This is a genomic window from Desulfofarcimen acetoxidans DSM 771, assembly GCF_000024205.1.
Taxonomy (GTDB): Bacteria; Bacillota; Desulfotomaculia; order Desulfotomaculales; family Desulfofarciminaceae; genus Desulfofarcimen; species Desulfofarcimen acetoxidans.
Genome location: NC_013216.1, coordinates 2,051,968 through 2,072,330 on the forward strand (window position 1 = coordinate 2,051,968; position 20,363 = coordinate 2,072,330).

The 20,363-nt window shown below is 39.8% G+C and carries 18 protein-coding genes; 11 read left to right on the forward strand and 7 right to left on the reverse strand.

Annotated features, from left to right (window positions below):
- The first annotated feature begins 607 nt into the window (after positions 1 to 607).
- Positions 608 to 1,735 carry an oxidoreductase gene (locus tag DTOX_RS09495; protein ID WP_015757476.1) on the forward strand — a complete coding sequence of 376 codons (1,128 nt, stop codon included), beginning with the start codon at positions 608 to 610 and terminating at the stop codon, positions 1,733 to 1,735.
- 402 nt (positions 1,736 to 2,137) lie between these two features.
- Here the strand turns inward: DTOX_RS09495 and DTOX_RS09500 are convergent, their stop codons facing one another.
- Positions 2,138 to 2,620 (reverse strand): DUF2975 domain-containing protein, encoded by a 483-nt coding sequence (locus DTOX_RS09500; RefSeq protein ID WP_015757477.1) that lies wholly within the window; start codon positions 2,618 to 2,620, stop codon positions 2,138 to 2,140.
- A gap of 531 nt (positions 2,621 to 3,151) precedes the next feature.
- On the opposite strand from DTOX_RS09500, the gene DTOX_RS09505 reads away from it, so the two are divergent.
- The 4 genes from DTOX_RS09505 to DTOX_RS09520 are packed head-to-tail and all read left to right on the forward strand — an operon-like array spanning position 3,152 to position 6,902.
- Complete coding sequence (locus tag DTOX_RS09505; RefSeq protein ID WP_015757478.1) at positions 3,152 to 3,952, forward strand: electron transfer flavoprotein subunit beta/FixA family protein; 801 nt, start codon at positions 3,152 to 3,154, stop codon at positions 3,950 to 3,952.
- A gap of 25 nt (positions 3,953 to 3,977) precedes the next feature.
- Complete coding sequence (locus DTOX_RS09510; protein WP_015757479.1) at positions 3,978 to 5,303, forward strand: FAD-binding protein; 1,326 nt, start codon at positions 3,978 to 3,980, stop codon at positions 5,301 to 5,303.
- Complete coding sequence (locus DTOX_RS09515) at positions 5,287 to 6,582, forward strand: FAD-dependent oxidoreductase (RefSeq protein ID WP_015757480.1); 1,296 nt, start codon at positions 5,287 to 5,289, stop codon at positions 6,580 to 6,582. The genes DTOX_RS09510 and DTOX_RS09515 overlap by 17 nt, the downstream gene beginning before the upstream one ends.
- A complete protein-coding gene (locus DTOX_RS09520) occupies positions 6,582 to 6,902 on the forward strand; it encodes a ferredoxin family protein (protein WP_015757481.1) in 321 nt (106 codons plus the stop codon). Before DTOX_RS09515 ends, DTOX_RS09520 begins: the two co-directional genes overlap by 1 nt.
- 182 nt (positions 6,903 to 7,084) lie before the next feature.
- On the opposite strand, the gene DTOX_RS09525 is transcribed toward DTOX_RS09520, so the two are convergent.
- The 3 genes from DTOX_RS09525 to DTOX_RS09535 all read right to left on the reverse strand — a co-directional run bounded on the left by DTOX_RS09525 (position 7,085) and on the right by DTOX_RS09535 (position 11,996).
- Positions 7,085 to 10,219, reverse strand: coding sequence for an efflux RND transporter permease subunit (locus tag DTOX_RS09525; RefSeq protein WP_015757482.1), 3,135 nt, complete (start codon positions 10,217 to 10,219; stop codon positions 7,085 to 7,087).
- Positions 10,216 to 11,349, reverse strand: a complete 1,134-nt coding sequence (locus DTOX_RS09530) for an efflux RND transporter periplasmic adaptor subunit (protein ID WP_015757483.1) — start codon at positions 11,347 to 11,349, stop codon at positions 10,216 to 10,218. The genes DTOX_RS09525 and DTOX_RS09530 overlap by 4 nt, the downstream gene beginning before the upstream one ends.
- 77 nt (positions 11,350 to 11,426) lie before the next feature.
- Positions 11,427 to 11,996, reverse strand: a complete 570-nt coding sequence (locus DTOX_RS09535) for a TetR/AcrR family transcriptional regulator (RefSeq protein ID WP_015757484.1) — start codon at positions 11,994 to 11,996, stop codon at positions 11,427 to 11,429.
- Between the two features lie 304 nt (positions 11,997 to 12,300).
- Here DTOX_RS09535 and DTOX_RS09540 point away from each other — a divergent pair, with 304 nt between their 5' ends.
- The 6 genes from DTOX_RS09540 (at position 12,301) to DTOX_RS09565 (ending at position 15,559) form a co-directional block, all read left to right on the forward strand.
- The gene (locus DTOX_RS09540; RefSeq protein WP_015757485.1) at positions 12,301 to 12,540 is read left to right on the forward strand and encodes an MTH865 family protein; all 240 of its coding nucleotides are present in this window, start codon (positions 12,301 to 12,303) and stop codon (positions 12,538 to 12,540) included.
- Between the two features lie 69 nt (positions 12,541 to 12,609).
- On the forward strand, positions 12,610 to 13,149 hold the full coding sequence (locus DTOX_RS09545) for a DUF1638 domain-containing protein (RefSeq protein ID WP_015757486.1): 540 nt from the start codon (positions 12,610 to 12,612) through the stop codon (positions 13,147 to 13,149).
- A 16-nt stretch (positions 13,150 to 13,165) separates the two neighbouring features.
- Positions 13,166 to 13,849, forward strand: a complete 684-nt coding sequence (locus DTOX_RS09550; RefSeq protein WP_015757487.1) for a Crp/Fnr family transcriptional regulator — start codon at positions 13,166 to 13,168, stop codon at positions 13,847 to 13,849.
- A 12-nt stretch (positions 13,850 to 13,861) separates the two neighbouring features.
- Entirely contained in the window at positions 13,862 to 14,212 is a 351-nt protein-coding gene (locus DTOX_RS09555) for a hypothetical protein (RefSeq protein WP_015757488.1), read from the forward strand.
- Positions 14,213 to 14,309: 97 nt separating this feature from the next.
- Positions 14,310 to 14,750, forward strand: coding sequence for an ATP-binding protein (locus DTOX_RS09560; RefSeq protein WP_042315627.1), 441 nt, complete (start codon positions 14,310 to 14,312; stop codon positions 14,748 to 14,750).
- Between the two features lie 449 nt (positions 14,751 to 15,199).
- Positions 15,200 to 15,559 (forward strand): GIY-YIG nuclease family protein, encoded by a 360-nt coding sequence (locus DTOX_RS09565; RefSeq protein ID WP_015757490.1) that lies wholly within the window; start codon positions 15,200 to 15,202, stop codon positions 15,557 to 15,559.
- A gap of 342 nt (positions 15,560 to 15,901) precedes the next feature.
- Here the strand turns inward: DTOX_RS09565 and DTOX_RS09570 are convergent, their stop codons facing one another.
- From DTOX_RS09570 to DTOX_RS09580, 3 genes are all read right to left on the reverse strand, one after another.
- Positions 15,902 to 16,762, reverse strand: a complete 861-nt coding sequence (locus DTOX_RS09570; protein WP_015757491.1) for an EF-hand domain-containing protein — start codon at positions 16,760 to 16,762, stop codon at positions 15,902 to 15,904.
- Between the two features lie 110 nt (positions 16,763 to 16,872).
- Entirely contained in the window at positions 16,873 to 19,194 is a 2,322-nt protein-coding gene (locus DTOX_RS09575; protein WP_015757492.1) for a GGDEF domain-containing protein, read from the reverse strand.
- Between the two features lie 202 nt (positions 19,195 to 19,396).
- The gene (locus DTOX_RS09580) at positions 19,397 to 20,131 is read right to left on the reverse strand and encodes a phosphatase (protein ID WP_015757493.1); all 735 of its coding nucleotides are present in this window, start codon (positions 20,129 to 20,131) and stop codon (positions 19,397 to 19,399) included.
- Positions 20,132 to 20,363: the final 232 nt, after the last annotated feature.

The following is a 20,363-nucleotide window of genomic DNA, read 5'->3' on the forward strand; positions in this document are numbered from 1 at the left end:
AGCTACTTATCCAAAAAGTTCTAAAGTGTTTTATTTGAATTAGTAGCATTCCTGTAATAAACAAAATCCTGTTTTGGATTGAGGAAGAGAAAATTGAATCCTTTTTATCTGAACGAGGTTATAAAATTATGGAGCGTATTTCCGCAAAAGATATGGAAAAGAGATATCTTTCCGCCCGTAACGGTTCAGTTATGGGAAAAGTATTACCTCATTTTAGTTTTGTACATGCATCAGTCTTATAGCTAGTCTGACTGGCAGCGTGAATGGTACGCGTGGAATATTAATCATTCCTTTCCTGGTGTGCCGGACGCCACGCGGTTATTTCGCCCCGGCCTTTGGTAGGTCATTCAGCCGCCCTATAACACGGTTATAACAGTACTGTAAGAGATAGGGTAATTATCGAAGTAGATTATACCTTATATTTAATAAAATCTTTTGATAGAGCCGGTATATTTCTGATATGTTCTCAGTGACACGGCATAACATTTCACATCAACTGTTCAAGCATTAGTTTGTCTAAGGTAAAAATTGCATTTTTTAAAACATAAAACAAAGATGGGATCTTTAAGTCTTGAATTGATTATAAACAATTAAAGGAGTGTAGTATATGAGTTTAGCTTATCCTTATCCTTTACTTTTTCAAAAGTTCCGGTTAGGACCACTTAATCTGTCTAACCGAATTACCATGGCTCCCACTTTTCTTGCTTATGCAAATGATAATGGGACAGCCGGGGAAATGATAATTGAGCATTACAAAGAAATGGGGGCTAGCGGAGCGGCAATGATTGTGGTTGAAAATACCTCTGTTGATCATGCTACCGTTGGTGGTATAAGAATCTTGCGTTCTGATGAGGATCGATTTATTCCTGAATTAGCCAAATTGTCAGCAGCTATAAAAACAGGTGGCGCGTTAGCAGCCTGCCAGATTAACCACCAGGGACGCTACTCTTTTGTTGAAACGCCATTGGCTCCGTCAGCTTTTGAATCTCCTTTTTGCAAGAATTCACGAGAAATATCTGAAAAAGAAATAAATACTATAATCCAAAAATATGCCGAAGCTGCTGTGCGGGTAAAAAAGGCTGGTTTTGATCTTGTAGAATTACATGGTGGAAGAGGTTACTTAATGATGCAGTTTCTTTCTCCCTATACAAACCGTAGGAACGACACTTATGGTGGAAAATTAGAAAACAGAATGCGCTTTCCACTGGAAGTTGTTCGTGCAGTTAAGGAGCTTGTTGGTGATTTTCCTGTCGGTTATCGCCTGACGGCTGATGAATGGATACCGGGGGGCTTTGCAATAGAAGAGGCTGTGATATTTGCTTCGGAGCTGGAAAAGGCCGGGATTACCTATATTTCAGTTATGACGGGATCTAATGAATCACCGGTTTTAAACCAGGAGTTTCAAAAATTATCTGCACAAGACTGTTACGCTGCGACTGTTTCTGAACAGATTAAAAAAGCGGTTAACATACCGGTGATAGTAGCAGGGCGTATCGTTACACCAACACTTGCTGAAGGTTTGCTGCAAAAAGACCAAACAGACTTAATCGGGCTGGCCCGTGTTCTCCTTTGCGATCCCCTCTGGCCCAGAAAAGCTATGGAAGGACGAGAAGAGGAAATTGTAACCTGCCGTAACTGTTATGCCTGCTATAGCTATCTAACTAAAGGCCAACCGGTTATTTGTGCTAACTGGGAGAAAGAGAAGAAAAACTCACGTAAATTAACCAAGGAATAGAGACTAAGAATAAGGATACCAGTTTAGAACTCGTTTATTATAGAAAAACAAATTTGCTATTCGGGCATAAATTAAAAGGAGCAAAGCCATAAATTGCTATACTAAAGCCCTTGTCAGCATCTGTTAACCTAAGAAATGAGTGAAACCGCAAATACAATTAAAGTATACCCGCTAATAATTAAAATTTTTCTAACTAACTGGTCCGATAGTTTGGTAGTTAACCGGCCGGAGGATCAAAAAGACCAACAGGTTATCTATGGCGGTCAAGTTGAATATAATAAATAGTTCTTTGACAACCGTCCACCAGGGCGGTTTTAATTTTGGTTACCGGGAGGTGAGGGGTTGATACAGAGCAAAGTAAATTCATAAAAAGAACCTCACTAATTGAATTTTATCAAAACGTTAATCATTTTCTGGTTTTGTATCTAAAATATTTTTTAATAGTTTTTGAAGCACGTCAACAATAGCAGTGATGATACTTGTTGCCAAAATACCCATTAGACTTAATGATATAGGACCTGCTGGATCATCTCCTGTGACTTTAGCAATTACCTTTAAGGTTACTATCCCTAACACAATGAAGAAGATAGTTGTTAAACCACATTTCTTTATGACCTTCAAAGATTTAAGTGATAACTCTGAGAAAGCATTGTTCATTTCAATATAGGTTAATAGTTTAAAAGCTTGATACAATGCAACAGAAAACGTAATACAGCATCCATACGCATATCCTAATAAAGGATATAGCGAGTAGTCCCCTGGATGTGTTTTTGGTTCTCTAATGGCTAGCCCAGGTAACCAAAAGATACACAAAGCAAGCACCGCAATTCCAATCAGAAAAATAACTACCTTTAAGAAAGTGGTTGAACCTTGTTTAATATTCATTTAAAGTACCTCACTAATTTAATGATAAAATGATTTTAACACATTATTTATTGATTAACAATAAATAATTATCCTTTTTAATTATATTATTATTGTTATTACTGTATCCTTTTAATTAACAGTAAGTCTTAATGATGTTCGTAAAGTCCTCTTTTCTTAGATTCCGGACACAGTACTAACCGGTCGAAATATAATAACGGGTTAGAAAATCATCAACAAAATCTTGATACTAATCTCTCTTATAATAGCTAATTTATGATATTTAGCCGCAACCCGAAACTTATGGTTTTCTTGAGGTGAAGTTAAAAAAAGTAAAAAATAAAGCCTTTAGTTTTAAGGCTTTAAGATTTTTCGAATGTACACGGTTACTATTCAGAGCTGAGATAATCCTTTTATCTAATAAATTAAAAAGTTTAATAAATTTCTGTATCAAAATACTTTACCTTAATATACCGTATTAGGTAACCTAAACCATACCACAAAATTATATTTAATGGTAATATATCAACATCGACAAGTGAGGTGATTCTATTGCATATCATTGTTTGCGTTAAGCAAGTGCCCGATGCAACCGAAGTTAGAATTGACCCTCAATCAAACACTTTAGATCGCTCCAGTGTACCGGCTATTATAAACCCTTATGACAGTCATGCGGTAGAAGAAGCTGTTCGTTTAAAAGATAAATTCGGCGGTAAAGTAACAGTAATCTCAATGGGTCCGCTGAAAGCAGCAGAGGTTATAAAAAGAAGTATTGCTTTGGGTGCAGATGAAGGCTACTTATTAAATGATAAAATGTTTGCCGGTTCAGATACACTGGCCACAAGTTATATACTATACCGTGGCATTCAGCAGGTGTGCAGCAGAGAACCCTTTGACCTTATTTTTTGCGGTAAACAGGCTGTCGATGGTGATACTGCTCAGGTAGGACCGGGTATTGCCAGAAGACTGAGTATTCCTCAACTGACCTATGTGCAAAAAATTTTAGCAGTAGCTCCTGACTCGAAAGATATCAAAATTAAACGCAAATTGAATGACGGTTATGAGATAGTAACGTCTAAATTACCGTGTTTGCTTACGGTGGAGAAGGAAATTAATGAATTATCCTATTCTTCCCTTACTAACATGCTGCGGGGCGCCCGCTATCAACCGAAAATACTCAGTGCTGTGGATATAGAAGCAGAACATGCAATGTTGGGACTTAACGGTTCACCAACGTCCGTAATTAAAATTTTTGCCCCTTCCCCGCGAAATCAGGGAGAAATTTTTCAAGGTGATGAACGAAGCGTAATTAACGGGCTAATTGAAAAACTTCATTATAGGTTAATGCAGTAATTTACAGCAGGGGGAGGCAAGCAAGGTGACGGTAAATGTTTCAAACACCTGTATTGGCTGCCAGGCGTGTATATCAGCCTGTCCTCATGGGGCGTTATATATAGATGATAACGGGCTGTGTAAAGTGATAGCTAAAAACTGTATAGAATGCGGCGGCTGTATCGGGGTTTGCCCGGTAGGAGCTATCAGTTTGCCGCAGTTACCTGTAGGTGTTAACGGAAAATCGGACAGTTTGACAGCGGCTGCAGCTAAATCTCCGGCAGCATTAGTTGAGTCAGATAAACTGTCCCGCTTTCGGGGAGTTTGGGTATTCATTGAGCAAAGAGAAGGACAGATCCTACCTGTTTCAATGGAACTGCTCGGAGCCGGGGGGAAATTAGCTCAAAAGCTTGATGTGGAACTGTCGGGTGTACTGATGGGAGATCAGGTTTGTGGTTTAGTGGACAAAGTATATGAATACGGAGCTGACAGGGTATTTTATATTGATCATCCCAGCCTGCACTATTACCGAACAGAACCTTATATGAGGGTAATGGTTGATTTGGCCGAGAAATATTGTCCGGAAGTAATATTAATAGGAGCTACTACTGTCGGTCGTGATTTAGCCGGGGCAGTGGCGACAGAATTGAAAACCGGTTTGACTGCAGATTGTACTGAACTTGATATTGATTCCGGGCAGCGCCTGTTATTAGCCACCCGGCCGGCATTTGGCGGAAATATTATGGCTACTATTGTGGCCAGGCGGCACCGGCCGCAAATGGCTACTATAAGGCCTAAAGTAATGCGCATGGCAGCACCTGTACCCAATCGTAAAGGAGTATTGGTGCAGCCGGAGATAGAATTGGATGAAAATAAAATTCTCACCAGAGTTTTGGAAGTGATTAAAGAACAGGGAGAAAAGGTCAACCTGCAGGATGCTGAGATAATTGTTGCCGGAGGCCGGGGTTTAGGGGACCGAACCGGTTTCATAGAGATTTGTTTTGGACTGGCCCGTGCTATTGACGCCCAGGTTGGAGCATCACGGGCAGCCGTTGAAGCAGGTTGGGTGGAACAGAAATATCAAATCGGACAAACGGGTGTTACTGTAGCACCTAAGATATATTTGGCCCTGGGGATTTCCGGGGCGGTTCAACACTTGGTTGGTATCAAGGGCTCTGACATCATAATTGCAGTTAATACCGATCCTGATGCTCCGATTTTTCAGGAATGCACCTATGGGATAGTTGGAGATGTATTTAAAATCGTTCCTCTTTTAACAGAGCCGCTCAAGGAATTATTGGCAGAAAATAAAGCCTCTTTAGCCAGGCAACTGATGAGTCAGGAGGGATCTAGCTGTGCCGGAAAAATTTGATGTTATAGTTGTAGGTGCAGGTGTAGGAGGCCTTTCTGCTGCTTATAAATTGGCCCAAGAAGGTCTGTCTGTTGCAGTGATAGAAAGGGGTGACTACCCCGGAGCGAAAAATGTCATGGGGGGAGTTTTTTACCGGGCTATGATGGACGATCTGATACCGGAATTCTGGCGGGAGGCTCCGTTACAAAGGCCTGTAGTGGAACAGAGATTCTGGTTGATGGATGACCAGTCGGTGGTTACCAGTGGCTACAAAACGCAGGAATGGGCAAGGGAACCTTATAATTGTTTTACGGTTTTTAGGGGACAGTTTGATCAATGGTTTGCCGGTAAATGCATTGAAGCGGGAGTCCTGGTGATTAATGAAACTGTGGTGGAAGCCTGTATCGTGGAAAATGAGCGGGTGGTAGGAATACGTACCGGCCGGCCGGAGGGTGAGCTTTATGCCAATGTAGTAGTATTGGCTGACGGTGTTAATTCCCTTTTGAGCAAGCAATTAGGCTTCCATGCGGAGTGGATGCCACAGCAAGTAGCCCTGGCAGTGATGGAAGAACTACAGTTACCTGCCGGTGTGATTGAAGAGCGGTTTAATCTCGACCCCGGACTGGGGGCTACCATTGAGATATATGGAAGCGCCACCTTAGGTCTGGTGGGGACTGCCTTTATTTATACCAACAAAGAACATATTTCTATTGGAGTAGGTGCTTTATTATCCCAAATCAGAGAAATGAAAGTGCGGCCCTATGAGCTTCTGGAAGCTTTAAAAAAACACCCCATGGTGGCTCCTCTTGTTAAAGGGGGAAAACCGGTGGAATACTACGCTCATTTAATTCCGGAAGGCGGTTATAACTCTATTCCCAAATTAGTGGGCAATGGTGTAGTAGTGGTGGGAGATGCCGCCCAACTTGTCAACGGCATTCACCGGGAAGGGAGTAATTTGGCTATGACTTCCGGCCGTTTGGCCGCAGAGGCTATTATCCAGGCGCATAATACCGGTGAGTTCACTGTCCGCGAGCTGTCTCATTATGAAGATAATTTGAGAAACAGCTTCGTTATTCAGGATTTAAAGAAGTATAAAAATATATCTCATTTACTGGAGACAAACCCCAGGTTTCTCAATGAATATATTCCGGCTACCAATATGGCCCTGCATGAAATGTTAACGGTGGATGGTGTCAGTAAACGCAAAAAGCAAAATTTAATCATTAAGCATATATTGAAAAACAGCAATTTGTACGCACTGGGCAAAGATATTTATAAAGTATGGAGGGCGGTGAAGTAATGAAAAATAAGCAAGAAATAAAAGCCAAGGATCTGAATATTAACGTAAATATAGACGATAAGTTGTATCTAAACCGCTGGAAGCCGGATAACCGGTCCCATCTAATAATTATTGATGCTGCGATTTGTGAAAACCGTTGTCCCGGTAAGGATTGTACCGTTTTTTGTCCGGCCAGGGTATATGAGTGGAGAGAAGGACGGATTTCCGTTGGTTATGAAGGATGCCTGGAATGTGGTGCCTGTAGAATTGCCTGTCCCAACGGAAATATTTGGTGGAGTTATCCCAGGGGAGGTTATGGAGTTCAATTTAAATTGGCCTAATATATAATACCAAATAAATCACTGCGCCAGCAGTTTAGTGCTATTCATATTAGTAAATATATGTAGAGGATAGACAATAATAGTATAGCATATATTGATTTTCTATAAAAGAGGCGAAGTAAGGACAATGCCTTACTTCGCCTCAGGTAATAAATGCAATATATTTAGAGGGCTTCAAGTTATTAAGCTTGTTTTGTTTTAAATCCTGGCAAACGTAATCTGCTAAATTTACCGGATATTTTCTTACCCAAGTCGTCAAATATGGTATAAACTACGGGTACCAGTACCAGTGTAATGACCGTTGAAAAGGTTAAACCAAAGGCAATTACAATAGCCATTGGGGCCTGAGCTTCGGCACCTTCACCGGTACCAAAGGCCATAGGCAGCAGAGCCAGCACGGTAGTTAAAGCAGTCATCAAAATTGGACGCAGTCTGATCGGTCCGGCCATTAAAATTGCTTCATCACGCTGATGCCCCTTTTTGCGCAGAACGTTAATGTAGTCCACCAGCACAATAGCGTTATTTAATACAACTCCTATCAGCATAATCGCACCAATCATAGCTGTTACACTGATGGGGTTTCCCGTAATACCCAGACCAAAAATCGCTCCAATAAAGGTTGGCGGTAACGAAAACATAATAATAAATGGTTGGAATAAGGATTCAAATTGAGCAGACATTACCATAAACACGAGTAACACTGAGAGTATTAAGGCCATGCCCAAACTTGCAAAGGATTCCGCCATATCTTCAGCCTGTCCGCCGTAATTAACAGTGTAGCCATCCGGTAAGGCAAGTTTACTGATTGCTGTCTGGATATCCTTATTAACACTACCTACGTCACGGCCGGTTACATCCGCAGTAATCCGAACCTCCCGGGTCTGGTCAGTACGTGTAATTTCGGTTGGTACACGATGCGATTCGACACTGGCCACCGCCGAAACAGGTACCCTGGCGCCTGTTGGTGAGACGATGGTTAGGTTATTCAGGTTGGCAATACTCTTATTCGTATCTTCCGGAGTAATCATACGCACATCCACTTCATCATCACCGGTACGCATACTGCTCACCACTTTACCGTCAAAGGATGTACTGACTGCCGAGAGTATCTGACTGGCTGACAGTCCATAGCGGGCAGCTTGCTCTCTGTCAACATTAATACGCATTTCAGAACTGGCTTCAGTCAAGGAGTTGGTCACGTTTCTCGTGCCCTCAACACCTTTAACAGTTTCCACCAGCAAATCACCGATTTGTTCGAGGACCGTTAAATCATCACCTTGGATGGCAATATCCACCGCGGTGCTGGAAGGACCACCGGAACTATCTGAAAGATTTACAGTAATATCAGCACCGGGGACATTTTGCATGCTCTGGCGAAGTTTTTCCGCAGCTTGCTCTGTAGTAATAGTTCGTTCTTTTAAGGGTATAAGCTTTATTTGCAGTGAGGCCTTATCACTGGCACTGCCTCCGAGAAAGGAGAGCTCGCCGCCACTGCCAACAGTGGTAAAAATACGCTCAATTTCCTTTACCTGATGACGGGCCAATTTTTCAAGGTCACTGGCAACCCGGGAGGTTTCTTCCACTTTAGTACCTGCAGGCATATCAATATTAACCGTAAGTTCACCTTGGTCCATAGTTGTCATAAATTCAGTTCCAATTAAAGGTGTGGCTGCAATGCTGGCAATGAACAGAACAGCAGTTAGTCCCACAACTTTTTTACGGTTTTTCAGTGACCATCCTAAAACTCGACCATAGCGTTCATTCAATTTGTATAAGAACTTACCAAAAATTGCCACTGGACTTTTAGTTTTACCCTCGGGTAATGCTTCGTTTGCAGGAGCAACATTCTTAAGCAACCGGGCAGACAACATCGGAACCAGGGTTATCGCGGCAAAAAGTGCTGCAATGTGGGAAAAACTTACGGTTAAGGCCATAGGCTTAAATAAAATCCCAGCTATTCCCTGCACGAATACAATGGGCATGAATACTACTACCTGAGCTAATGCGGAAGCAGTAACAGCATTGACTACTTCAGAGGTACCTTGTTTGGCAGCTTCAATAATGCCAAAACCACTTTGCCGGTAGCGATAGATGCTTTCCAAAACTACCACTGAAAAGTCTACCAGGGAACCCATACCCAGGATTAGACCGCCCAGAGAAAGCATGTTGATGGTTTGGCCACCAAAGTACATTAAGGAGAAGGTGGCAATGATAGAAATCGGAATAGCCAGCACAACCACAAGGGTACTTCGGACATTGCGCAGGAACAGGTATAGGACAAATACAGCAAAGATACCACCCATTAGGCCGTGATCCACAACGTTATTAATGGAGTCCTTAATAAATTTGGAAGTATCCATGATGGTGGTAATCTTGACTCCATCGGGCAGTGTCTTATTTAATTTTTCTACCTCCGCCATAACCTGTTTGGCCACCTGAACGGTATTCCCCCCAGTAGCTTTCATAACATTCAGACCCAGGGAGGTTTTGCCGTCTACAAAGGTAAACTGACTTTCTTTTTTGAAAGAATCTTCAACGGTGGACAGATTTTCCAGAGCAATATAGTTGCCGTTAGCTAAACTAACCTGAATTTTCTTCAGCTGATCGATGCTTTTATATTCACCAACTACTCGAATGGAAGTTTCAGTAGAGCCTTTGTCCACAACACCGGCAGTACCGTTAACGTTATCAGACGAGATGGCCTGCATAACTTGGTTAACACTTAAACCGTAGGCTTCTATTTTAGCTGGATCTAAGATAACTTTAATTTCCCGTGTTTTACCGCCACTTATATATACGGAAGCGACACCACCTATCCGTTCCAGCTTAGGCTGAATATCGTCCTCGGCTATTTTCTTAAGCTTTACGACATCTCCTTGGGCACCGGTAATTGAGAATGAGATGATTGGTGCCTGATTGGGATCTAACTTCATGACTCTGGGAGAACCGGCATCATCAGGCAGCATTCCACGAACATAATCAATTTTTTCACGCAAATCATTGGTGGCATTGTCCATATTGGTGCCCCAGTTAAATATGACAATTACCAAAGAGAAACCGTTTTGTGAATTTGAGCGTACTTCCTTGATACCTTCAGTTGTTGCCACCGCTGATTCCAAGGGCTTGGTGATTAACTGTTCTACTTCAGCCGGTGCCGCCCCTTCATAGGAGGTTGAAATAACAGCATAGGGCAGTTCCATATCCGGATAGAGATCCACCGCCAGGCGAGGTAAAGAGAAAAGGCCAAGAACAATCAGGGCAATGATTAACATGGAAATGGCGACGGGGCGATCAACAGATATATCTGCTAATTTCACTTAGCCGCACCCCCTATTTCTTTAACCACTTTCACCTTCTGCCCGTTAGCCACCAATCTGTTACCAGTTACCACAACGGTTTGTCCCTCTTTTACGCCGGATTTAATTTCTATTAATTCCCCTGAGGTGATACCAACCTTGACAGAAACCTCCTTAGCCTTACCGTTTTCTACAATAAACACAGTATACTGACCATCCTTTTCCAGCACAGCATCAAGAGGTAATGCCAGAACTGCTGCAGAACTACCGGTGGATAAGTTTAATTTAGCAACCATACCTGGTTTAATCTCACCTTTATCATTGGGAAGTTGTATTTCCACAGTAAAAGCACGTGTTGCCGGGTCTGCTTTGGGGGCCACCGAGAGCACGTTTCCATTAATAGTTTTATTAATAGCATTAATGGTTACCGGAACCTTAGAACCTACCTTAATAGAGTCCACCACGTTTTCAGATACATTGACTTTCACCTTGGTAGAATTTATCTGCACAACGGTGATGGGGGAGGCTTGGGGACTTGTTATTTCGCCGGAATCAACATTGACAGCCGCCACTACGCCATCAATAGGAGAAGTAAGAGTAAAATTATTATGGTTATCTTGAGCGGAATTCAGTGTTGCCTGGGCTTGTTTTAGTTGGGCCTGCGAAACATTTAGATTACTCTGGGCAGTAACCAGACCACTTTCGGCCTGCTCATATTGAGATTTAGAAATAGCTTGAGCTTCATACAAAGACTTGTTTCTTTCAAAGTTTACCTGAGCATCCTTTAGTGCCTGTTGAGCTCTTTCAAGGTTAGCCTGAGCAAGGTCAAGGCCTGCTCCTGCCTGGTCCAAGGAATTCTTTGCATCATTTTCCTCCAGTTGCAACAAGGTTTGTCCTTTATGTACCGTGTCTCCTACCTTAACCATTACCTGCTGCACACGTCCGGTTACTTTAGGCATTACGTTTACATCCGCTCCGGCAATAATTTCACCGGTGGTATTTAATGTCGGAGTTAAGGCAGTACTGGAGATTTTCAAAGTTTCAACCGGAACTAATTTTTCTTCTTGGGAAACCTTTTCTTTTTGTCCACATCCACTGGCAATAAAAGTAACCAATAGAAGAACTGCCGCCAGGCTTATTACACGTTTCAAATTAGTTAACACCTCTCCATTTAAAATTTATGAAAAAGGATTTATTATGGTGCTGAATGGTATTTTAATTAGTCAACTTATAAAACACCCTTTAAAAAAATGGCCAGTCCACTTCTTAAGGTCTTTTCAAGTAACTTTTTATCCTTGTGAATCAGTAACTGATGTCCAATACCATCAATCATGTAAAAGAATACTTGGGTGGTAGTTGTTGGTTCGAGTGGACAAAACTCTCCTTTTTTAATTGCAGTTTCAATAATTTCTCCAAGAACACTAAGAGATTTCGAAGAGAAATTATGTAATTTTTCCATGATCTCTAAATCTTTTGCCTGAAGAACGAATTCCAGGATTAGTGCGGTGACTGGAGTATCAATATTATTAAGATAATGTTCAATATATTTCGTTAGTTTTTCAGCAGCCGAATCAGAAGGCATTAGTGAGGATATGTATTCATTAATCCCATCATTAATCCACCGCTCCACTAGATAAAGGAAAATATCTTCTTTACTTTTAAAGTGCCAATAGATACCACCTTTACTGACCCCCGAAGTACGCACAATTTCATCTACAGAGGTACCTCCATAACCGGAAGATATAAAGCAGGTTAAGGCTGTATTTGCTATTAAATCTTTTTTTGATTCTTTGCTCAAAGAATCACCTCCTTGACAGACCGGTCGGTCTGTTAAGATTATATTTGCCTCTTAAATAGAAGTCAAGGGTTAATTACTGGATTATGGTATTTAATTGATTGGATTCTCATACGTGGTGGCATGCAATATATTGCGCAAATTTGCGGGGGTTTTTAATGTTTTGCATTTTTGTAAAACGTTTCGAATATCAATATTCCCGGTATTAATTTTCAGTATTTTTGTAAAATAGTTTACTGATTTAATAGAGTCTTTAGATTATTATGAAAGCACAAGGATATATCATCATACTAAGGAGGTAAAAATTATGTCAGTACGTGAAATTATAAAAAGTCAAATTATTGGTGCATTAGAAAAGGCTAATTTTCCTATTGCTACTCCTGAAGCGCTGTTGTCCTCATTTCCAAATGGGGCAGCTACCACTTGCAAGGCGGGTGATTTAGAAGTTACTGCAGGTGAAGCCGGCAAACTATTGACAGCAAATGATTTTCCTTTTACCAGTGCGGAAGTGGTAGCGGAAACAATCGTGAGCAGAGCGGGTTTATAAAACGGTGGAGTTGAGGAAAGGTGCTAAATTTAGCACCTTTCTTCTCATAAAACTAAAGGAGGAACGGGTATGTGTAAAAAAATATTAGCTTGTGGTATAATTAAACAGGAGTTAGATTATTTGCTTAAAGATAAAGAAGTTGAAATAAACTATATCGATCCGGCATTGCACGTAGATCTTAACAGACTAAAAGATGAATTATCCCGATCAATGGATCAAATGAATGGAGATACTTTTGTAGTGCTTGGTGCACAATGCCATCCGGAAATAGAGAATATGGTTGCTGAACGGGGAGGGCAAATAATTAAAGCAAAGAATTGTATTGACATGTTGTTTGGGAATAAAATGGCTGAAACAGACGCCGAGGCACGGACTTTCTATTTAACCAGCGGCTGGCTGGAAAACTGGCGCAAGATATTTGTTGAAGGTTTAAAATGGGATGAAATTGATGCCAGGCAAAACTTTGGTTTTTATGATCGGATATTACTGCTTGACACAGGAATAAGTCCTATCAACGATGAAGCAATTCTTGAGTTTTTCGAATACACTCAGGTACCTATAGAAATAATTACAATTGAGTTAGATAATTTGGCAAAACTGTTGGAGTGAAATTAGAGGTATGGAAATGAAGAAAATTAGCTGTATGAAAGATTTATCAATTTTCTCAACCCTTGATGTTGTTGAAAGAGAAAGAGTAGGAGCACTGGCCGGTAGAAAGCTTTATAACAAAAATGAATTTATCTTCCGGGAAGGTGAAGCAACCTGTACCATTTATCTTATTAAGTACGGACGAGTCAGGTTATTTAAGATTTCAGAGGGTGGAAAAGAAATAACTCTTGATATTCTGAAGGAAGATGATATTTTCGGTGAAAATACATTTTTGGATGATTCTAAGCATACAATGAATGCTCAAGCCATAGAGGATACCTTTATTTGTTCTTGCAATAAAGAGCATTTTATACTGCTCTTGCAAAATCCTAGAACCTCTTTGAAAATAATTCAATTATTAGGTAAAAAGTTAAACGATTACACTGATCAGGTAGCTAATATTGCCTTTCGTGATGTTAAGGGCAGAATCTCCGCAACCCTGCTGAGGCTAGCAGATGAATACGGTAAGCCTTCTCCGGAAGGAGTTATTATAAATATTGAACTTACACATCAGGATTTGGCTAATCTTGTAAATGCGTCGCGAGTGATGGTGACCAATGTATTAATTAATCTAAGGCAAGAAGGGGCAATTTTAACTAAGGGACAAAGAATAAGTTTATTGAATAAGGATCTGCTTGTTGATGCCGCTAATGCCTGCTGAAAGAGTTGAAGGATGACAAAGAACTATCATAAAAACTGTCAAGCGCAATGGAAAAGCAATGAATATGAAACGAACCAAAATTTGGTGCAAGCAATGGTTAATCAAATAGACTTATTTGTTAAACTGCTTTATGAGATTAAAACCGGATCACCTCTAGGTAAAACCGTAACTGTACTTCTAAACATCTATTCCCTGGAAAAAGTTTTTTATGGTAGAGAGGAGGCAATATCGGTTAATATTTCATTATCAAATTTGGCCAGGTTCGCGGAAATAAGTTTAACAGAACTAAAGGAATCTTTAGATTATCTAAAGCAAGAAGGAATTATTTATTATAGTTTTAAGAATCACGCTGATAGGTCTTGATAATGAGAAGTATGTTACAGTAATTGTTGTGCCTTATCATTTGGCACAGTGAATAGTTGGAAAGGTTTTCTTGTAGAATTTAGTGATGAAATATTTAATGCGTTGGTTGAGAGATTATCTCACCAACGCATTTCTTTATTATATTGAAAAAAGGATGTTTTGCTCATCTATAGATAATTATATAAATTTGAAATTGAAGAAAATTTTTATGTTTTTAATGGACGAAAAAGAGATTCGTCAACTTATTATTAATCTTGTTCGTAATGGTCTTGAGGCGATGACTTCGGGGAAATTCTTAACTATAAGTACATATATTGATAATGATGAAGTAGTATTAACGGTACAAGATCGTGGCAATGGAATTCCTGCTGAAATACTTGATAAAATAGGTACGCCGTTTTTTACTACCAAGGATAATGGGACAGGTTTAGGTTTAGCTACTTGTTATAGTATTGCAAATAGGCATAACGCCAGTATAAAAATTGACACGGGCACAGAGGGTACTACTTTTCATGTTAGGTTTAGGAAGGTTGTGTAAAATAATGGTATTGATAAACAGTAATAGTTTGATTAACTTATATCCTTTAAGGACCTTGACGTATAGAAGAGTGCGCGATAAGTGTAGAAATTAGTGAAAATTCCCGGGCGCTTTGTTTTGCATAAGTTGGAGATGACAAGATCATATATTGACATAACGTTTTAAGAAGAATATAATTTATTTAGTAGTTTAGTGGCTTAGTAAGTTACTAGTCTAGTAATTGTATTGGAGGTAAAATTGTGAGATTAATAACTGTTCTAAAGCATAAAAAAGTTATTATAACTTAGTAATGATGTAGAAATCATATGGGAAAGACTTTATCTGTTATCCCCGATATTAAAAGAAAAGGCATATTGGCAATTATTAAAAAGGAATATGTGTGATATTTTCTAGTGAACAAAATGCAACGGGTTTAAAGATAACATTTTGTCCCGAAAGGAAAGAAAAGCATGGACAAGAAAAGACGCAAGGAACTTCTGGAGGAATTCAAGCAGCTTAAGACTTACATGGGTGTAATCCAAATAACAAACAATGCCAACGGCAAAATTTACGTAGCAGCCTATCCCAACCTAAAAAACAAATGGCTGACCATACAAAGCCAACTGTTTATGGGCAGGCATGTAAATTCTGAGATGCAAAAGGATTGGAATGATCTTGGGCCGGAAGCCTTCATCTACGAGGTACTGGAGGAAAAGGTCACCGACAAAGTTATCGACATGCGCTGGGAGCTCAAGCAAATGGAAAAGACGTGGCTGGAGAAGCTGCAGCCCTACGGAGACAAAGGATATAATAAGCCGCCAAGTAAATAAACAATTCGCGGTATATTTATAGAAAATCTATATTGTTATTGCAATGAACGATTTTGCAAAATAAATAATTCTGCAAATAAAAATTAACATAACAGTTCATGCGGATAAGGTAGTTGAGTCTGTATCTGACATGCAAAAATGGAACCTTGTATTGATTGCGCATATGGATTATCTGGCGGCAGTTGTAAAACTTAAACGGACTGGTGCATCTGTGCCGGTCCGTTTATTTTCAAAATGTCAGGTCTAAAACCTTTGCCTTTAGGAGAACATCTTTAGCGTGATTAGCGACTGCAGAAAAATTAAGGCACTGAAATTGATTCTAAAAAATCATGGTAAAATTGTTTACGCTTTATACATTAACTGACTTAAGTCCGGTGTCATTAGGTTATAGCTTTTTAGATATTCTTGAACTCCATGAGAATACTGATAAGATTTGCTGTTATTACCGCTATTCGAACCAAGCGTTTCTTCCTGACTGATAGAGCTATCTTGATTAGCATTCATTTCAGGAAAAGCTTTAAAAGTTGAATCTGTACCTGAATCACCGGATGATGAACCATTTACTCCAGAAACTGTATTAGAGCCTTGCCCTGTTGCATCCTTTCCATGGGGAAAACCAGTATTCTGTCCGATATTTTCTTCCATTTCTTGATTTTTCTTTTCAAAATAGGCTTCCATTTCTTCCTGACTGACAGTTCCATCCTGATTGGTATCCATTTCTGAAAAGACTTTGCTGCTTGTATCTGTATCGCTTGATGTGCTTGTAGTTTGTCCTGAACTATTTATTCCAGACACTTGATTCGTTGCATCCTGCTGCATTTTTGCAGAAAAGGAGGGCGGTTTACCTTGGTTTGCAGAATTGTCTTGGTTTGAATCAATCTTGCTAAATAATTTACTAACTTCAGAGCTCTGTTTGCTGCTATCCGTTTCTCGTATTTGAGTCAGCATTTTATCAGTGTTTTCCTGTAGCTTTTTGATAAAATCGTCGTACTCTTCCTGTGTGACAGAACCGTCCTCATCAGTATCAATTTCTGAAAAAATACCGTCATCAGTAGTCTTGTTAGCATAGTTCGATATTGCCTCAATTTCAGATTTGCTAATATTGCTGTCTTGATTTGCATCAGTTTTGTTAGACAGCTTACTGGTATCTAGTTTTTGGTAATAATAGGCGCTCCCTGCACTGCTAATGCTGCTTATCATCATTTTCACCTCTTTCATTATATTCGTTTTTTTAAAGTATGTAAGTATGGTTGCTTAATTATATTCTATCAACGTGAAGGTTTTGTGAGTTTGGGGCAATCTTTTTGTGATTATTATTGTATTTTATAATCTGTACACCGATCTTGCACATAGACGCTGCCGGGCAAGGATTTAGCATATTTTTTAAGTTGTGCGGCTCTTTCCGCCAGGGTCAGGTAACTTTTTTTATCCTGGCATTTCACGATGGCCAGGGAAACGGATACCAGGGGCAACCATTTTTGAAAACCATCCCGGTCCTGTCCGTAGAATTCACTTTGTTCTCTATCATTGGGGGAAAAGCACCTCTTTTTCAGCCTTTCAAAAAGCAACACGATAGAGCGGCAAATGTGTTCAGCATATTCTGGCAGTGTAATTATTATCAAGTCGTCGCCGCCGATATGTCCCACAAAATCATTTCTTGAACCGTATTTTTTAGTGGCATGGGAAACTATCCTGGCTGTTAGCTTGATCATCTGATCGCCTCGTTCAAAACCATAAGTATCATTGTAAGATTTAAATCTGTCCAAATCGGCATAAATGACAATACAATTTTGGCCATTTCCGGCTCTTCTGGATAATTCTAGTTCGATAGCCACATTACCTGGTAAACTGGTTAGTGGATTAGCTCCCTTAGCCAGTTCTACTTGTATTTTGGTTATAGAATCCAGCATTTTTTGTATGGTGACAACGCCTGTAAGCTTGCCCTTTTCAACAACCACAATATCATCATAAATTTTATCTTGTTCACGATTCATAGCAATTTCAGCGGCTTGCTCAATTGTTATATGGTTTTCCACCTGTAAAGGTGAACAATCCATTATTACACTTATCGGACGCTGCCAGTACAAGGGCACACCATACTGTGAACTGAGAACGCGGTAAAGTTTGTGACGCATCACTAAACCAATGGGACGCTCTTTTCTTACTACAACCACACCGCCAATGGGTTGTGAAAGCATGTCTAATTTTTCCTTGACTTCAGCCACCGAAGTATCCTCATGTATTATAACAGCCGGTACAGCTATGTCCCCAATAGATAAAGGCTGCCTCCAATTTCCATTTAAATCCTTGTTTTTTTGACGCTTGATGTATGAAATCAATGTTTTGTTTACAGTTTGTTTTGGAAAAGCCGGGCGTGCCAGATAAAAACCTTGTCCAAAGTGAACGCCCAGTGAAAGTAAGGTGTTTAATTCATTTTGTGATTCAATTCCTTCTGCAATAACCTGGCTGTTTATTTTTTCAGCCAGGGTAATAAGAGATTCTACCACTGCTTCTTTAACTGGATTAATATGTATGTCTCTAATCAGGGACATATCTACTTTAATAAAGTCCGGGCGGATTTCGGCGATAGATTGTAATCCGGAAAAGCCTGCGCCCACATCATCTGCAGCTACCTGGTAGCCCTGATTGCGGTAGTGTTCAACAGTCTTTTTGAACAAATAATAATTTTTAATGCTATGTTGTTCGGTTATCTCAAAAACAATATTTTGTGGAGTCAGACCGTATTCTTCGAGCTTTTTTAGAGTTTCACCTTTGACAAAGTTGGGATCAGTCATAGTACGCGGGTTTACGTTTAAAAAAAGCTTTTGTTCAGGTCCCAGTTTACCAAAATTGTTGATAGCCGTTTCCCGGCAGACCATTTCCGTGGTGCACAGCAGTTCTATCTCCTCCGCAAAGCTGAATATTACATCCGGATTGCTGAAATAAGAGTTTTCCGGTCCTCGTGTAAGGGCTTCCCAACCTAAAATTTCCCCCGAAGAGAGAGAAACAATGGGTTGGTATACCGACCTCAGTTCATGGTTAGATAAAAGCTCCTTAAATTTTTTAGCCAGGTTTATAGTGCCCAGGCTTAGAGTTCCCTTGGCTACCTTCTGCGCTTCGCGTAGAGCATTATATAATTTTATATCGTGTTTAATGTCAGCAGCAGGTTCAATAATGGCGTAGCCTATATGCAGTTCCAGTTCACTGCCAAGCAACTTTATAAATTGAAAGCTTAAGTTATCCCTGAGTGATAAGCGTAAAGCCACCGCCAGGTTTGATAATTCCTCCGTGGAAGTCTTATCGGAAAGAGTGAATAAGATAACAAAATCGTCCGCCCATAAGTTTTCCACTGCCAGAACAGAATCATCCGGTAAGAACTTGGTTATTATTTTTTTCAGCGATTCCTCTAAGAGATTTAGGACTCGATCAACCATAATGGAGCCGTGTATTTGCTGAACTTCATGAAAACGTACGATGTCCAGATACATTACTCCTATAATTTTGCCTCTGGATATATGACAGGCAAACTTTTCAGTGAGAAGTTTTTGTTTAGCAGACTGGCGCAGCAAAATGTTACCTGTGTTAGACATGAGTATTTCCTTAAAGACCCTGTAGGTGTTTTTAACACTAATCATCCCGATATATTCATCTCCTTGGATAGAAACTCTTTATATTTCTTAAATTCGACACGTAGATTTAATGGCTGATTATATAAATAAATTAAGGAAGCCAATGACTCCCTTTAAAATGGATCTATGAGCAAATAAATGTCATTGTCTAACAGTTTTGAGAAAATGGTTTAGCCGGTGTTTCATAACGAGCACAATATTATAGACGCTATGATATTTTTTTCTGTTTTATTTTTACAGATACCATATAATCACGTACAAAATTTGCTGAGGTATTTAAAACCTGTTCCGGCTTTATGCCGGCTTTGACTGCTGCTTCCAGGGCGGAGTCGAATTTTCCCACCATAAAACAATTATGAGCATCACTGTTTATTGATACGAGGGTGCCTGTTTTGGCTGTGAGACGAGTCAGTTGATGGCAGCGAGAAGCGTTGGCGGGGCGGTTCAGAGAAAAGGAACTATTATTTATTTCTATTGCCTTACCGGCCATCTTTGCTGCGTAAACAACTCTTTCTAAATCTACGGGAAACTCAGGATTTTCCGGGTGACTGATAATGTGAACATAGGGATTTTGAATCGCGGCAATTAAGGCCCGAGTATTGTGTTCTACCGAATTTTCCTGATAACCTGTGCCGGCATGTAGACCCGCCAGCACAATATCCAGACTTTGCAGCATTTCAATTGGCAGGTCTAATTTGCCGTTAATATCAACAATATTAGCTTCAACGCCTTTTAAAATATCGACTCCTTTAAAATTACCCGGCAGCTCTAACAGTTTGCTGAAATAGTATTCATGTGGTCCACCCGGAAAATTGGGACCATGATCCGTTATGGCAATCATTTTTAGTCCTCTGACAATGGTATAATCAATTATTTCCTTAACTGTACTAAAAGCATGCCCGCTGGCAATAGTGTGGGTGTGCAAATCAGCTTCCAGAAGCATAAAATCATCCTTTATAATAAATTTTAGATTAAATATATTATAAATTGATAAAGTTAATTGCTTGTGTCGTTTTAGTTAATATATTGTAAAGGGGGACTTCTTAATATATTTTTAATTTTTCTGTAACTAAATTAAAAATAATTAATTATTATTTACCTATTGATAATATCGAATTAATTCTCTTGCTTTAAAATCTAATTAGAAAAAATAATGAAGTGGTGCTCGGAAATGA